The sequence below is a fragment of the Dictyobacter sp. Z7_2 genome (assembly GCF_057551105.1).
Genome location: NZ_BAAJPE010000002.1, coordinates 113,286 through 129,878 on the forward strand (window position 1 = coordinate 113,286; position 16,593 = coordinate 129,878).

Consider the following 16,593-nt stretch of genomic DNA (forward strand, 5'->3'; position numbering starts at 1 on the left):
CAGAACACTGATGTTAATAGATGTATTATTTTCTTCCTCGAATATGAAAAAGGGAACAACTATTTCTCTACATGCCTATCTTGAAGCTGTTCTATATGATACAATGATACGCAATAAGAATGTTTTTTCAAGTTAGAATGAGGGTAGAGTATGCAAATATTAAAAGAAGGGGACAGATTCGAACGTTATCGTATACTTCGTGCATTGGAAAATGGTACAGCTGCTAGAAGTTACGAAGCTGAAGACACCCGGCAAAACCGTACAGTCATACTCAAGCTCCTGCACACAGGAGGTCCTCTGCCGGATGCCATGCGTCGACAGTTCTTCCGAGAAATTCAGGCCATCGGTAATATCAAACACCCTCAGATAGCTCCTATTCTTAACTATGGAGAGTGGCATCAGCAACTATTCGTCGTACGTACATTTGCCCCATATGGCTCACTTCTCAACTATCAAGCGAACTCACCGCTGCATCTTCCACTAGAAATAAACACAGCCATCGCTTACGGTATTCAAATAGCAAAAATACTCAACTACATCCATAAATCGGCATATGTGCACGGATCGCTCACATTTACCAACATTCTTATCGCACAAAACCCGACAGAAAATCAAAAAGTGCATCCGCTCCTGATTTCAGATATTGGTCTGGCCACTTTTGTACAAAGCCAGGCGCAGCACTCAAACTCACAGTTACCTGTTACCGCCGCTCCTGAACAACTAAAAGGGCAAACACTCCCTGCCAGTGACCAATATGCACTAGCAGTCATACTGTACTTTCTGTTAACCGGACGTCCTCCATTTTCTGGTTCACGCGAAGATATAGAACGACTAAAAAATCAAGAAAAGATCCAATCGATTGCTTCACTCAACTCACAGATATCTAGAGAACTGGAGAATGTTCTTCGCCGAGCACTCAGTGCTCAACCAAAAAATCGCTATACCACCATCCATGAATTTATTCATGCAGCAGCAAAAGCACCCAAAAAACAGCCTTATCCAAACGCGCCTAAACGTGCCATTGTCAAAAACACTCAACCTACCACGGAGCCTCAACCTGTTACAGATTTTCAGCATGTAATAGATTCTCAACCCATCATGGAACCTCAGCCTACGACAGAAGCCCAACCTGTAATAGATTCTCAGCCCATCACAGAACCTCACCCCGCAACGGAGGCCCAACTAGTCATAGATACACCGCTCTCTATTTCAGCGACTGGCGACACCAAGAACGATTCCGAGCCTTTAGAGTTACATAATAATGCCCATCTTGTTATTACACTTCAAGCCGATCCAGAAACAATTACATATCAGATTACGCTAGATGAAACATCCATCGGCCGTGCCGGATCAAGCGATGTACTTCTGGAAAAAGATGAAGACGTATCAAGACATCATGCCTTAATTCGTAAAGAAAACGATCAGTACTTCATTTATGACAGTAGAAGTACTGATGGAGTCAACGTAAATGGACAGAAGCTCGAGCCAGAAACAGCACATAAACTTACTGATGGCGATCAAATTCTCATCGGCAAATATACGCTACTCTTTTACAACACACCAGCAACGCATGCGGAAGTAGAGCAACAAGCACGCGTGACATTCTAATGCTTATCTTTTCCAGAATGTTCTATGATAACAACGTATAGCCAGGACCACCAGCAGCATGACAAATATCTATGCTTGCTTGTCGTCCTGTACGTTCAGGATAATAGTGATCGACAGCCTGCCGCAATGCATCAACAGCATCATTGCGTACAAGATTAATTGTACAACCACCAAACCCTCCGCCCATCATACGAGCCCCGAGTACACCGGGAACATCATGAGCAATGTCTACTAGAGCATCTAGCTCAACGCAGCTAACCTCATACTCATTTTTCAATCCCTCATGACCAATCCAGAGAATACTGGCTGCTGCTACCATATCACCGGCCTCCAATAGCCTCACCACCTGGAGTACGCGCTCATCTTCAGCAATGACATATCCAGCACGCTTTTGGAGGAGCTCGGGCAAACGATGACGGTAGCGTGCAAAATTTTCTGGAGTAATATCTCGCAGCTCCTTAATATCTTTCGCTTGCACATTATCAGGCTGATCTTGCAAGATCAAGTCCCGAATGCGTTTCGTCGCCTCCTCACACTGTTGACGACGCTCATTATAAGCCGTATCCGCAAGTTCATGGCGTACACCTGTATCGATCACAACAACCGACACATCCGGATCTTCAAAAGGCAGATAGCGATAATCTAAAGAGCGGCAATCCAACAGGATAGCTTTATGTGGTTGTCCCAAACACGATGCCGCTTGATCCAGGATACCGCACATCACCCCCGAAGCAATCTGCTCGGCTCTCTGACATATGCCTGCAACTTGAATATGTGTCAATGTTGCATTATCTTCTCCAATCGTAAAAGCATGCTGCGAGAAAAGAGCATAAGCATGAGCTGAAGCCACCTCCAGAGAAGCTGAAGAGCTCATACCTCCACCCAAAGGAACATCACCGCTCACCACAGCATCAAAGCCCTTCAAAGCGATACCAGCACGTGTGAGCTCAGCTGCTACCCCTAAAATATAACGAGCCCATCCCGAGATACCCTTACGTTGTGCTTCAAAAGAGGCTGGCAGATCAGAGAGAGAAAACTGTGCATACTCTTTAAAATGAGCTGACCAGAGATGTACTTCTTGATCTGCGCGTGTACGACCAGCAAAAGCAGAAACACGATCCATAGCCAACGGCAACACAAACCCACCATTATAATCGGTATGCTCACCAATCAGATTCACCCGACCGGGAGCCCAGGCAGCTCCTAAAGAGCCAATATAAGCCGTTCCATCATGAAACACGGACGAAAACTGCTCAATGGCTTCACGGACGGGAGGCAACAACTTCGTTGTATCCATAGATGGTTACACACCCTTTCCTTTTTCAATTGCTTCGCGTAATTCTTGTGCTTTCAGCTCAGGAGATGAATCATTTGTCCACAGGCCCCATAAAGACTCGGAAGAGGCTGCATATTTGAGCTTACCAGGTGCTCGACCAATCGCCAAAATCTCCACATGAAAGTGAAAACGCTCATCTGCAAGCTGATGTAGTCCCAAGAGGTAAGGCATCGGGGCCATGGCACCGTCATTAAGAGCATTGAAGCCACGAATAACCTTTAACAACATCTCAGCCAAATCACGTAATTCTTCATCTTGCATGGCTCCGATATTTGCCACATGCCGCCGTGGATACAGATGAGTCTCATAAGGATAGCGTACATACGGAGGCAAAAAAGCCTGCCATGTTGTATTGGCAGCCACTTGTTGCTTTCCATCGCCCAGTTCTTCGCGCACGCGACAGAAGGGGCAACCTCGGCCTGCCACATCATCCAGCACAACCGTTTCTAATTCTCGCTCCAGAGTGGGAGGGATGACCGAAACGCCATACGCCTGACCATGCGGATGATACTGCGTCTGTCCGATTGAAGCGCCACTATTCTCAAATATCATCACTGCCGGATAGCGCGAAGCTACATCCTGATACAGGTCTCGCCATAGTTTCGTCACTTCAAATACTTCATCGACTGACAACTGAGGAAATGTGCGATTATGATCTCGATTATAGATCACGACGTACGCTTCACCAACGGGGGGTTTTAGAGGAGGGAAATCATTTGGATGCAACCACACTTGCGTATCGGGGCCTACAAGTCCATTGGTGATATCGGCGCAGAACGGACACTCATTTGTGCCTTCGCGACGATTCATCCTATGTGCGGCATTCACAAGATATTGCCTGAGGATTGGATTCCATACGAGTGGCGTTGAATATTCCTGCATAAATACATTCCTGCCTATAAATGATGATGATGGTGCTGAGCAACCTGACTTCCCAAGAGCACACAACGTCCTTGCCGCGTCAAAGATGCAAGCAATTCTTCTTTACCAGGACCATGCTCATTATCCACATCAGTCAATAGCCATTCATCCCAGGTCGCCTTATCAGTAAAGATGGCCCAGGCCACCGGAGCAACCTGTTCTCTCGCGATCCGTATCAATTCCTGAGCATGATCATAACCGGGCTCTAATTGCGCAATGGGTAACAATCCAGCTGCGACGAACGCTTCAAAAGTCCTCACTGAACACACATCTCCATCCATAATCTCACAGACGCATCCAAGTGACAATTCCTCAGACATTTCAGCGCCATCTTCATGAGCCTGCCACACGCCTATCAACAATGAGCAGTGTGTGGGTAACGTCTTAAGAAATGCACTGATATCTGCTTTGCGCCATCCATGCCATGAATAGGAACCATCATTCTGCTCAATCTGCAACGCGACATCTAGCAAAGGACGGATTGCACTCCACAATGGAGAAGTCGCATCAATCACAATTAATTCTTCAGCTAACACACTTTCTACTCCTCTACAGCATAGCCTGCGTAAAAGTATCTCTCGTATTCAACAGGTAAAGAGGAAATTTCATCTCTCCACCTTATCAAGCTACCAAAAACCTCTTTCTCGCATGCATACAAAGTATACAATACCTGACCATATCATGATATAATTTCAATACACATCTTCCCACTTTCAGACAGCGCATAGATTTTCGAATTCTCTTATACGTGGAGGCGCGCCGATGAATACCGGTCTATTAGCTCTTTTCCTGACGCTCTTCGGGATGCTAGGCTTACTGCTACTCTCTGCAATTGCCCTGCATATCACCTGGCTTTATCGCAACTCCTACACGGGAACGTTTCGCTGGCACATCCGTAATCATTATTTGAAGCAAGTTGCAGCTATTGCCTGCCTTTTTTGTCTTGCCATGGCCGCAAGTTATGGTATCCTACTAGAAGCCTGGGCACTTCTTTACATCATCATTGGCGTAAAAGTTGGAACATGGTGGCTAAGACTGACTATTGACCAGCGCGCCTGATAAAAGCAACCACAGATATCATCCACTCATCTGATAAAAGCTCAGAACCTGAAAAACACGGAGAAGATGCGCTAAAAAAGCAGAGAGGCTCGTTTATCTTTAAGTAGGGCATCTGCGCATAGCTTCACAAGCGGCACGATGACAAAAGGATAAATCTATGAACGAGCTCCCCTGGTATGAGACATTCTTTGGTCCTGATTATTTACGCCTCTATATGCCTTTTCTTCCGCTAGAGAAGGCAGAACAGGACATTAAAAGCATTATCACCCTCTTGCACCTACAGCCCGGTGACCAGCTACTTGATCTCTGTTGCGGCTATGGACGCCATGCGGTTGGATTGGCCCTCTACGGATGCAACGTGACAGGCCAGGATCTCAGTGAAATACTCTTACAAAAGGCTCAGGAACACGCCAGCGCATCCCAGCAAAACATTCGTTGGGTACACAGTGACATGCGCAAAATACCTTTTGAGAACGAATTTGACGTCATCATCAATATGTTCACGTCATTCGGATATTTCCCTACAGATGAAGAGAACCAACAAGTCCTGCATGCAATTACCAAAGCACTTAAGCCGGGGGGGCTCTTTCTACTTGAAACCATCTATCAGCCACGGGTTATCCGCGCCAACGCTCCTCATGGCATTATCCACTATCCAGATGGTCTAATCGTCCTCGAAGAGCGCCATATCAACCTCCTGACAAGCCATAACGAGGTGCATATTAGCTTGCTTAAGCCTGATGGTCAACGTACCGAGTATCGTCAATCCATTCGTATCTACACACTCACAGAGCTTGCCCACATGCTGAAAGAAGCAGGCTTAGAGCTCCAATCTTACTATGGAGATCTTGAGGGCAACCCCTTAACACTAGAAAGTCGCCTCGTCATTATCAGCCAGAAGCGCTAATATAAGCCTGAAAAAATGCACGTAAATGCATACACTCGGTAGCTTCGCACCCATTCTATGGACTCATGGTCTCTAAATGCGCTATAATGAACGAAGCTACCAAATTTTTTAATTGCTTTGTCCAATCTTGGTGGGGCTATATCGACCAGACACCAGACTCAAGCGTGCCAATCCGACAAAAATCTGCATGGCACTGAAAGAGGCTATCTTCTCCCAAATGTATCAAGGAAAAGCCTGCTAACAATCTGGCACATCCCCGCCAACAACGGTAGTATTCATAGAACCGGTCCTATTTTATTATTATAAATGTATAAGGAAGGTACATAACTGTGTCCTGGTGTAGATTTTTTATCCCTAAGATTGCGGCACTCGATGTAAAACCGAGTGATCCCGACTTAAATGAGCACATTTCGTACGCGAAATGTGTCAAAGGTCATGTGTTACGTGACGCAAATGATTGGCTTAAATGTGAAAATTTGCCCGCACCTGATGCGCAATGCTGGCAAGAAGGGGGCGAGACGCTCTTCACATTAAGTGCCCGTCGTCGTCGCGAGGAAGCAGAAACGCCCTCGAACGTCCACGATCAGGAAAAACCAACAACACAAGCTAGTAAATCCTGAGGTCTCATGGGTAAACATACAGCGTCCTCGGCTCTTCCTTCTCATATTGCACCTGATCACATCGCTCTGGTGCAGACATCGCTTCTCTCATGGTATGACCAGGAGCAGCGTGCCTTACCGTGGCGCGAAACAAGTGATCCATATGCAATCCTCGTATCGGAAGTGATGCTTCAACAAACGCAGGTCGACCGTGTTCTCCCTAAATATCAACAGTTTTTAGCTGCCTTCCCCACTCTAGCGGATCTAGCGCAGGCCCCAACTGCTGATGTGATTGCCGTTTGGGTCCCACTCGGCTACAACAGGAGAGCGGTAAGCTTGCAGTCAATTGCTCGACAGGTCATCGCTGAATATAGTGGACGGATTCCAGATACGATCGACGAACTACTCAAGCTCAAAGGGATTGGTCGTTATACAGCTGGAGCGATTGCCTGCTTCGCCTATCGAAAGCAGGTCGCCACCGTTGACACCAATATTCGTCGTGTCCTACATCGCGTCTTCCTGGGTCTTGAACACCCAGAACCCAGAGCTAATGACGCTCAAATGCTCACACTGGCAGAACAGGTACTTCCCACGGATCAAGCATACAACTGGAACCAGGCCCTGATGGATATGGGAGCCACCATTTGTACCAGCAACAATCCTCTCTGTGGAACCTGTCACTTGCAATCAAACTGTCAGGCATACGCCGAAATGGGACAATACAGTCTCTTTCCGTCAGGTGCTGTCTTTCGCCAATTACGCAAAGTAGCTGAGAAGAAACCGCGCTATCAAGCCCAACCTTTTACCAGTACAAACCGCTATTTTCGAGGGCGTATCGTCGATTTACTCCGTTCAGTACCAGCAAATCAACGTATTCCTCTTGCAACATTGGGACCACAGATCAAGCCAGAGTTTGGTGAGCAGGATCACGACTGGTTACAAACGATCATACATGGCCTGGTGAAAGATGGCTTATTGGATGCGAATGAGGAAGGTGTACGTTTACCGTAAAAAACCTCACTTGTCTGTATCATGTATACTTAGGCTATATTTTTCTCATTTGCCTTATCACCATTTGCATGGAGGAAATCAAGCAATGCAACTTACTAGCATTGACCAGATAACAAAACATTACCGACATATTTTTCTTGCTCCCCATCTTGACGACGTCGTCTACTCATGTGGCGGCACTATGGGCATGCAAGTCAGTTCCGGCATCCGCCCTCTCGTGATTACAGCATTTGCTGGTCCTCCCAGGGCCAACCAAAAGCTCAGCCATCTGGCGCTCGAAGTCATGCGCGACTGGGACATCAGCGATCTAGATGGAGCCATCAATTTTACCGATCAGCGTCGCCAGGAGGATAAAGCCGCGCTTGATTACTTACAATCCGACTACCTCTGGCTTGATTATCCTGAAGCTATCTATCGTGGCGACCCTGGTTATTACACCAGCAAAGAGCAACTCATCGGAGGCGAAGTTCACTCCTCCGACAGCTCCCTCGATAGCGAATTGGGCAAAATGCTGACCGATCTACAAGACCGTTTACCTGATACTGTCTGGTATGCACCACTCGGTGTTGGAAAGCATATTGACCATCAAATTGTTTGCTCAGCTGCTGATCGTCTGGTCCAACGTGGTGCGAAAGTCTACTTCTACGAAGAAATCCCTTATGTTCAGCGTGACAAAGGGGCACTTGATGCACGCCTTCAAGAGCTTGGTGGTGCATTCGAGTACAATCTCGTCGAAACATCTGAGCTCATCCCCATGAAATTGGAAGCCGCTGACATGTATACCTCCCAAATCGTACCAAATTTTGGTAGCCGAGAAGCTATGCACAAAGTAATTGATGAATATGCACAAAATATTCGTCCTGTTGAAACGATCCGTCTGGAACGTTATTGGGTTGTACGCTAAAATGTTTCTTACCAGATAATCAGATTCTTTTTCTTTTACCTGGAGAGCAGAGGAAATGTAAAACTCACATCAACTCTGCTTTCTATGGTGTATCAGAAACTTTCATCCTATTTCTAAATGACAGTTATCATGATACAATCAAGAATCAACGTTCGTTTACTTACATCACATGCCTGGGTGGATGAGGGGAAAGTAGGAGTGAGGATTCATGAAAGGGTTAGAAGGTTCAAAATTAGGACGATACGAATTACGTTTTCGTGTGGCCCAGGGAGGAATGTCCGAAGTTTATCTTGGATATGATCGCCGTGTCAAACGCTATGTAGCAGTTAAGGTGTTATATGGCAGTGATGAGCCGTTTGTCCGACGATTCGAACGCGAAGCTCGCGCGGTTGGCACGCTTGCACACAATCATATTTTACCACTCTTCGATTTTGGAGAACAACGTCCCTGGTATTATCTGATTATGCCTTTTGTTGAAGGCGGAACGCTACGCGACTATCTCCATAAACGTGAACGACTCACACTAGAAGAAGCTGGAAGTTTCTTGGAACAAATCGCCAGCGCTCTGCAGTATGCACACGACCATGGAGTTGTGCACCGAGACGTCAAACCATCAAACATTCTACTACGCCTTGATGGTCATGCCTATCTCGTCGATTTCGGCCTGGCCAAAGCAAAGCTCGAGGCCGAATTTCAGACACATTCAGGAGCGATGGTCGGCACTCCTGAGTATATGGCTCCTGAACAGTCAGATGGACGCAACGACTCTCGTAGCGATATCTATTCATTGGGTATTATCCTCTACCAGATGCTTACAGGAAAAGTTCCCTTTACGGCGGACTCGCCAGTTGGCGTTACGTTGAAACATATCCAGACACCGCCGATACCGCCATGCCAATTAAACAGTGAAATCCCGGCTTCCATTGAAGAAGTAATGCTTAAAGCTCTTGCCAAAGCTCCTGAAGATCGTTTCCAGGAAGCGCAGGCATTTGCGCATGCGTATAAAATGGCCTTATTTAAAAACTTGACCGGCGTCCTGGAAAATGAATTACTACTCACTACGATTACTGGGGATACTAATACACATATTGTGCAGCAGACAAGACAACAGACCAACAATATCATCGACGATATCGAACAAATCACGACGAAACTGAACATTCCAGCCACCAAACCACAGCTCTTTCCCCTGGAAAGAGACAAGGCATCGTTTACCTCCTATACAGCAGCTATGTTGAAAAAGAAAAAGAGACGTTTTCATCCTCTCTATATCATCCTACTATTTCTCATAACTACGCTATGTATAACACTTTATCTCGTCCAAATGGGACAACCACAACCTATCCACAAACCTGCACATCACCCAAATCTCATCCAAACAGCAAAGGTTCAAGCCACAAAAACAGGAATGGCCTGGATACATGCCCAGGCAACGCTGGCAGCCCAGGCACGTATCCAGGCACTGACAGAGATTGCCACATCGATTGGGGCCGGCAATATTCTTTATTACAACGATATGAACCAAAAAACTCCTGGCTGGATCAACGATGGAAACCAATGCTACTTTACACCACAAGGATATCATGTCCACACGGGACTGGCCCATGCAGTAGCATGGTGTTACTCCAACCAGCAAAGTTTTGCCAATGCCATCATGTCAGTTCAGGTAGAGATGCACTATGGAGATTTCTGTGGCTTAGTATTTCGTCTCAATCCATACTACAAAACATTTTATGTCTTAGAATTAAACAGTTATGGAGCATATCGTTTGCAACGAGCTCAGGGGAATGATCCCGCTCTCTGGCTTACCTTGATCGATTGGACCAGCAGTAATGCTATTCGTCAGGGATATGGACAATCCAATACCATGCTTGTCGTTGCCACAAAAGCCCGCTTCCGTATTTATATTAACCGTCAACTAGTCATCTCAACTTTTACCGATAATACATATACCGCTGGCTTAATTGGTCTCCTGGTTGGAGGAGATAGTATGTACGGGACTGAAGCCGTTTTTAAGCAAATCGCTATCTTTCAAAAAGAGTAAAAGAGAGGAAAATGTCGGCCATGCATCAGCAAAATAATGCTTTCTCCCCGAAGGAGGCACAAATCCATACTGTTTATCTATCTTTAGGATCAAATCTTGATGATCGGCAGAGCAATCTTCATCGGGCACTCCAAAAGTTACAAAAAATTGTGCAGATTCAGCATACCTCCTCTATTTACGAAACAGCACCTGTTGGATATCTAGATCAACCAGATTTCCTCAATCTAGTTTGTTCAGGTACTACGGACATCACGGCACCAGAACTTTTGGCACAAGCCAAAACCATCGAAAAGTACCTCGGACGTCAATCTACGATTCGGAACGGCCCACGACCCATCGATATTGATATTCTTCTCTACGATACCTGTATATATGAGGACGAATATCTCACCCTTCCTCATCCGCGTATGACCGAGCGGGCCTTTGTTCTCATCCCACTCGTTGAAATTTCCCCCTCTGTGATTGAGCCACGCAGTGGCCGTACAGCACAAGAGCTTCTGGATACAATCTCACACTCTGGTGTGCGCAAGACGACGATTTACATCTAACTTCTCTGCCACATGATACGTACATAAAGCAAGGCACATTCAGGCAATTCGCCTGCATGCTGATCAAATTTTCTAGGTCTTTTACCCTCTTAACAAGAGATAGCCGATCATGCTATAATGCTGATACGACAATTACAACAATTGGCCGTGAACACACTACCGCACATTATCATCAGTGTGCACACAATAGGGAGCACTCGTGGAGGGAGTTCTGTTAGATATAGACCAGCTAGCTAAGGCAGCCGCAGATATTGCATCTGACAAAAAAGCATCCGACGTTCTCTTGCTGGATATTAGAGACGTTAGCTATATGGCCGACTACTTTGTAATCTGTAGCGGCAATAACGATCGTCAGATCCAAGCCATCGCCGATACTATTGACGACGATCTGGGGAAGCAGGGAGGTACGCTGCTTCATCGTGAAGGTAATGCTGATTCGGGATGGGTACTACTTGATTTCGGTAGTGTCATTGTACATATCTTCGGGCCAAAAGAGCGCGAATACTATCGACTAGAGCGCCTTTGGAGTGAAGCAAAAACCATTGTATACTTACAATAATATGTAGAGAAAAGGTGGCGACGATGACATTTTTTCGTAATCGTTTGTTCCTGGAAGGAATAGCTCTTGGTGGGATATGCGGTATCGTTATCGGTTCCGTCATCGCTTTTACCTATGGTGAGAGCAGCGTAGAAGCCGTACGACGAGCCGTACAAAACAAATTTCCAGGCAAACGTGAAGTGCCCTTTAAATATCTCTCGCAATAATTCTTTTTACTGCGAGCATACGTTCTCTAAGGGGCACATTCAGACGAATATGCTGCAATACTGTCAATATCACGTTCAGAATAAGGCGTAAGATGAGAGTGGTGAAGAAGGGGTAGAAGTCGTGAGGTTTTTCTTAGTTTTTTGTCTTACTTGCCTTATTCTGGGCGTGACTTTTTTTGCCGGGCTGTGTCCTCTATCTACCGCTCATGCCCAGGATAGTCAGCGATTTTTATCCATAACCTCAATGATTGATATTACACCCTCACCATCGCCAGAATCGATTGTTATTAACGAGGTAATCACATCACCAGCTTCGCCCCAGCAAGGCCCTTGGATTGAACTCTACAATACGTTACCACAATCATATCAATTAACAAAAGCCATTCTAGATAGCGGTCCCAATACAAATCCATTTGTTATTGCAAATACATCCATACCAGCACACGGTTTCAGCGTGGTATTTCCATCTTCCGATACCAACTTCATGAGTACATTCAGTTCTAATCTAAGACTCATACTCGACGGTACTCTTGTCGATCAAATCTCCTCACTACCCACGCTGCCACAAGATTCATCTTACGCTCGCATCCCCGATGGAAGTTCATCCTGGCAAATCACACCTGATATAACCAAACATACGGCCCCAACCATGGGCAAGAGCAATAACATCATTTTTACCACATCAAGCACACCGGAGCCAAACAAATCAACGGTCAAAACGAAGCAGCGTGCTCAAAAAACGCCTACCCCAAAAGTCATAAAGGCTCAAGCCTCACACCAAACACAATCATCAGCCTCGGCATCGGCACAACCATCAACCGCCAAATCAAAGCTGCCACAACTACAGCCCACATGGAGATCAATCCGCCTACCCACACGTGTCGCAGACTCTACATCACCCGAGTCAACTACACCTGACCTGACAACATTAGCACCTATCGCAAGTTCGCCAGATACATTCAAAAAGATTGCCATCTCCCTTATGGCCATAGCGCTGGCATCGATACTCTGGTGGTGTCGGAGACTTTTCATCAAGACAAAACCAAAACACATTGGCAGCAGACTTTGAAAATTGTACAATAGCATGGAAAGTATCTGCCAGCAGTTGAGTGTGTGGAGAGAGTCACGATCAGATTTCTATTTGATGCAGCATCTCAAACAGCGATTTGATCCGCGTGGACTATTTGTGAGAGGGAGATATTTAGGAGGATTGTGATTACAACTGAAAATTTATGTCTTGTGACGGCTCAAACAGAATTTATTACAGCAGCGTTTGCTGAACTTAAAATCATTGACAAAGGACTTATCGAAGTCGAAGAAATCTCATCTGATATCCTACTCTGCCAGGCGCCCGATGTAGCACAGTTGATGAATATAGCCAGTAATACACACCCCACTTTTGCGCGTCACATAGCCCCGGTGCAGACAATTGTGGACTTAGACAATAACGAGCACGATCTTGGCAATATCGCATTGAGCACGATTCAGTTACCAGATTTTGCTCTGATAGAACGCGGAACTCACTTTGCAGTGCAAACCCGATTAACGCAAACGAATAAAGCTGATGGTGAGCGTGCTTATAGCAGTGGGCAAGTCAATCGAGCATTAGCGGAGGCATTAGCGGAGGAGACCGGTGCAGTAGAGGACATCAAAAAGCCGCAAGTTGTGATTTCTCTGCTCTGCACAATGGATAAAGGATATCTAGGTATCTCAACTGCCGAAACGAATCTCAGCAGTTGGCCTGGAGGAGCCCGGCATTATGCTCAGACCAAAGAGCAAATCAGCCGAGCCGAATTCAAATTACTAGAGGCTCTAGAAGTATTTGGTGTCACACTACCCACTCAAGGGCAAGCGCTTGATCTGGGTGCTGCACCTGGTGGCTGGACGCGACTCTTACTCAATGCGGGACTCCAGGTTGTAGCAGTCGATCCGGCGAAGCTTGATCCTCGCCTGGAGCGGCATAGAGGCTTAGAACATTACCGGGGATATGCTGAGGACTATCTAGAAGATGCCGTGCAAAAAAACAAGCGCTACGATCTTATCGTGAACGATATGCGCATGGATGCACGCGAAGCTGCTCGGCTGCTCAGTAAAGCATCCAGCTGCTTACGTGTTGACGACGGATTTATAATCAGCGTCTTCAAATTGCCCCACGCGACACTAGAGGTCGATCCGTTTGTTAATCTAAAAGAGGCCCTGGCGATACTCAGGAGAAGCTATCGGATTGTGCAAGCGCGTCAGCTTTTTCACAATCGACAAGAAGTAACCGTTATCACCGCGCAGCCAATACCTCAACAAAGACGGCGCTAACAGGCTTGGAGGCAGTAGAATGAAATCAGAATATGCACAGCCACAAACCATAAGATTCTTTCCGCCCACCGAAGGGCCGTTACGTCGTCACACGCATACTTATGATCTCATGCGTCAATGCATTCACTGTGGATTTTGTCTGCCAACCTGCCCAACCTATGCCGTCCTGGGAGTTGAAATGGACTCCCCTCGTGGTCGCATTTTTCAGATGCAAGCTGTGGCCGATGGCAAATTGGATATTTCCGATGATTTCGTTGAGCACATGAACTGTTGTGTTGGATGTCGAGCTTGCGAAACCGCCTGCCCTTCTGGAGTACAGTTTGGAAAACTCATCGAAGCAGCCCGTGAGCAAATTCAACTCACGCCAATCACCCCAGCCGAGCAAGAAGATCCAGACACCAACCAACAGACAGAAGAGGCTGAATTTGGAACCTCAACGACAACCAGAGCCAAAAATAGCGCAGCAATCGCCCTCTTACGTAGATTCTTCTTCGACATCATGCTTCCCTCACGTACGGTGCTCTCAATCGTTTTTGGAGGGCTCAAAGCCTATCAGCGTAGTGGATTACAAACGCTTGTTCGCGAGACCGGGCTTCTCAACCTCTTCAACAAACTGCCAACACCATTCAAAGGCCAATTAAAGCTTCCTGAAGAGCTCATGTCCTCCGCTAAAGGACAAATTATTCCTGACATGCTGCCAGAAATCACCTCGGCACTCGGCACAAAACGCTATCGTGTTGGAATGATTAGTGGCTGTATCATGGACCAGGTATTTCATGATATCAACGAAGCAACCATCCGCGTACTTACCGCCAATGGCTGCGAAGTCGTTACGCCCAGACAACAGGGGTGTTGCGGAGCATTGCATATCCATGGAGGAGAGGCAGCACAGGGTAGAGCTTTAGCACGAAAAAACATTGACATTTTTGAGCAATACAATTGTGATGTCATCATTATCAATTCAGCCGGCTGCGGCTCTACACTCAAAGAGTACGATCATCTGCTACGTGAAGACAACGACTATAAGCAAAAAGCTCAGGATTTTTCTAAAAAAGTTAAAGATATCAGTGAATTCTTAGTGACCATGCAACTCCCACAGCAGATGGGAGAGATCAATCAAACAATAGCCTATCACGATGCCTGCCATCTGCTCCATGGACAAAAAATCAAGCAACAGCCTCGTCAACTCCTTGCTTCCATACCAGGCATAACACTGGTAAATCTAAAAGAATCTGATTGGTGCTGTGGCAGTGCTGGTATTTATAATCTCACCAACCAGGAGATGGCCCAGGAGCTACTCGAACGCAAAATGGACCATATCGAAGCAACCCATGCAAGCATTATCGCAACAGGAAACCCTGGCTGTATGATGCAAATTGCCATGGGGGCGCGGCAACGAGGAATAAATTTGGCAGTCATGCACCCAATCCAATTACTGGATGCAGCCTACGCCTCTGGTGGAATCTATCAGACAGCGCAGAGTAGTACCAACAGCCAACAGACTACGAAAAGCACCATTATTCTTCGAGCAACACTCGCAACTATCGTGCTAGTATTTTTATGGTACCGAAGCAAACAAAAAAATAGATAAGCAGATAGAATCCCTACCATCGCCTAAGTCAAAATATTACGTAACTCTTCAGAGCTATTTTCTTATGCATCCTAAAGAGTTACGCATTTCAGTATCAATGCTCATGCGAAGATTGCCATTGTTGGCGTAGCGTTCGCGACTCAGTAAAGGACTCATGAATATCTGCATCATGCCGAGCAATCTGATCACGGAGCAACAATATATTCGTCGCATAGGTATCCAGCCAGCGCACAATCGCATTGCTATTAGTAAAACATATATCACGATACATTTCTGGACTGCCTGCGGCCAAACGCGTCGTATCGCGAAAACCGCTCGAAGCCAATAAGGATGCATCATTCCAGGTGGGGTCCTGGGCAACTGTATTCATCAGAGTAGTTGCAACCAAAAATGGCAAATGACTGACTCCCGCAACTAATCCATCATGCTCAGTTGGCTCCAGAAAATGGAGGCGAGCACCTAATAATTCAACCATACCTGCAACTATACTGATAGCAGCTGAACTCGTATGTAAAGTGGGAGTCAAACAGTAGATACAGCTTTTAAAAAGATCAGCATCCGCAACATCTACGCCGCTCACTTCTTTACCAGCCATCGGATGGCCTCCCACGAAGAAAACGTTAGCTGGCAAAAATTCTTCTGCCCAACTAATAACTTGCGCCTTCGTACTGGAAACATCTGTCACAACAGCCCCAGCGGCAAGTAGCGGAGCAATCGCTTGTAATAAAGCATGCATCGTGCCCACAGGAGTTGCAATAATCACTAGCTCAGCATCACATACAGTTTCTGCTAGATTCATATATGCTTGATCGATTGCACCAACTTTACATGCACGCTCGCTCACACCATGTCCCAGATCATATCCTACCACCTGCTGTGCAGCATGTGCTTTATGTAAAGCCAGCCCGATTGAACCTCCAATGAGGCCTAAGCCAATGATTGCAACGCGATTAAACATAGGAATTGTGCTCCTTAACATATCATCAATAA

Annotated in this window: 17 protein-coding genes; 13 read left to right on the forward strand and 4 right to left on the reverse strand. The window is 46.2% G+C overall.

Annotation, left to right across the window (positions count from 1 at the left end; genetic code table 11):
* Positions 1-150: 150 nt before the first annotated feature.
* A complete protein-coding gene (locus AC27N8_RS14070; protein ID WP_487068009.1) occupies positions 151-1,608 on the forward strand; it encodes a protein kinase domain-containing protein in 1,458 nt (485 codons plus the stop codon).
* Between the two features lie 22 nt (positions 1,609-1,630).
* On the opposite strand, the gene galK is transcribed toward AC27N8_RS14070, so the two are convergent.
* The 3 genes from galK to AC27N8_RS14085 are packed head-to-tail and all read right to left on the reverse strand — an operon-like array spanning position 1,631 to position 4,401.
* Positions 1,631-2,905: a galactokinase gene (gene galK, locus AC27N8_RS14075; protein ID WP_487068010.1), complete on the reverse strand. Its 1,275-nt coding sequence runs from the start codon at positions 2,903-2,905 to the stop codon at positions 1,631-1,633.
* Positions 2,906-2,911: 6 nt separating this feature from the next.
* A complete protein-coding gene (galT, locus tag AC27N8_RS14080; protein WP_487068011.1) occupies positions 2,912-3,826 on the reverse strand; it encodes a galactose-1-phosphate uridylyltransferase in 915 nt (304 codons plus the stop codon).
* 14 nt (positions 3,827-3,840) lie between these two features.
* Complete coding sequence (locus AC27N8_RS14085; RefSeq protein ID WP_487068012.1) at positions 3,841-4,401, reverse strand: hypothetical protein; 561 nt, start codon at positions 4,399-4,401, stop codon at positions 3,841-3,843.
* 226 nt (positions 4,402-4,627) lie between these two features.
* Here AC27N8_RS14085 and AC27N8_RS14090 point away from each other — a divergent pair, with 226 nt between their 5' ends.
* The 12 genes from AC27N8_RS14090 to AC27N8_RS14145 all read left to right on the forward strand — a co-directional run bounded on the left by AC27N8_RS14090 (position 4,628) and on the right by AC27N8_RS14145 (position 15,603).
* Positions 4,628-4,924, forward strand: coding sequence for a hypothetical protein (locus AC27N8_RS14090; protein WP_487068013.1), 297 nt, complete (start codon positions 4,628-4,630; stop codon positions 4,922-4,924).
* 157 nt (positions 4,925-5,081) lie between these two features.
* Positions 5,082-5,831 (forward strand): class I SAM-dependent methyltransferase, encoded by a 750-nt coding sequence (locus AC27N8_RS14095; RefSeq protein WP_487068014.1) that lies wholly within the window; start codon positions 5,082-5,084, stop codon positions 5,829-5,831.
* A 329-nt stretch (positions 5,832-6,160) separates the two neighbouring features.
* Positions 6,161-6,451 carry a hypothetical protein gene (locus tag AC27N8_RS14100; RefSeq protein WP_487068015.1) on the forward strand — a complete coding sequence of 97 codons (291 nt, stop codon included), beginning with the start codon at positions 6,161-6,163 and terminating at the stop codon, positions 6,449-6,451.
* Positions 6,452-6,457: 6 nt separating this feature from the next.
* Positions 6,458-7,441: an A/G-specific adenine glycosylase gene (locus tag AC27N8_RS14105; protein ID WP_487068016.1), complete on the forward strand. Its 984-nt coding sequence runs from the start codon at positions 6,458-6,460 to the stop codon at positions 7,439-7,441.
* 85 nt (positions 7,442-7,526) lie between these two features.
* Positions 7,527-8,345: a PIG-L deacetylase family protein gene (locus tag AC27N8_RS14110; protein WP_487068017.1), complete on the forward strand. Its 819-nt coding sequence runs from the start codon at positions 7,527-7,529 to the stop codon at positions 8,343-8,345.
* 208 nt (positions 8,346-8,553) lie between these two features.
* Positions 8,554-10,389, forward strand: a complete 1,836-nt coding sequence (locus AC27N8_RS14115; RefSeq protein ID WP_487068018.1) for a serine/threonine protein kinase — start codon at positions 8,554-8,556, stop codon at positions 10,387-10,389.
* 20 nt (positions 10,390-10,409) lie between these two features.
* A complete protein-coding gene (gene folK, locus AC27N8_RS14120; RefSeq protein ID WP_487068019.1) occupies positions 10,410-10,937 on the forward strand; it encodes a 2-amino-4-hydroxy-6-hydroxymethyldihydropteridine diphosphokinase in 528 nt (175 codons plus the stop codon).
* A gap of 199 nt (positions 10,938-11,136) precedes the next feature.
* Entirely contained in the window at positions 11,137-11,496 is a 360-nt protein-coding gene (rsfS, locus tag AC27N8_RS14125) for a ribosome silencing factor (RefSeq protein ID WP_487068020.1), read from the forward strand.
* Between the two features lie 23 nt (positions 11,497-11,519).
* Entirely contained in the window at positions 11,520-11,702 is a 183-nt protein-coding gene (locus AC27N8_RS14130; RefSeq protein ID WP_487068021.1) for a hypothetical protein, read from the forward strand.
* 121 nt (positions 11,703-11,823) lie between these two features.
* On the forward strand, positions 11,824-12,771 hold the full coding sequence (locus AC27N8_RS14135; protein WP_487068022.1) for a lamin tail domain-containing protein: 948 nt from the start codon (positions 11,824-11,826) through the stop codon (positions 12,769-12,771).
* Positions 12,772-12,914: 143 nt separating this feature from the next.
* Entirely contained in the window at positions 12,915-14,012 is a 1,098-nt protein-coding gene (locus tag AC27N8_RS14140; protein WP_487068023.1) for an SAM-dependent methyltransferase, read from the forward strand.
* Positions 14,013-14,031: 19 nt separating this feature from the next.
* Positions 14,032-15,603 carry a (Fe-S)-binding protein gene (locus AC27N8_RS14145; protein WP_487068024.1) on the forward strand — a complete coding sequence of 524 codons (1,572 nt, stop codon included), beginning with the start codon at positions 14,032-14,034 and terminating at the stop codon, positions 15,601-15,603.
* 94 nt (positions 15,604-15,697) lie between these two features.
* Here AC27N8_RS14145 and AC27N8_RS14150 read toward each other — a convergent pair whose 3' ends face one another.
* Complete coding sequence (locus AC27N8_RS14150) at positions 15,698-16,561, reverse strand: prephenate dehydrogenase (protein ID WP_487068025.1); 864 nt, start codon at positions 16,559-16,561, stop codon at positions 15,698-15,700.
* Positions 16,562-16,593: the final 32 nt, after the last annotated feature.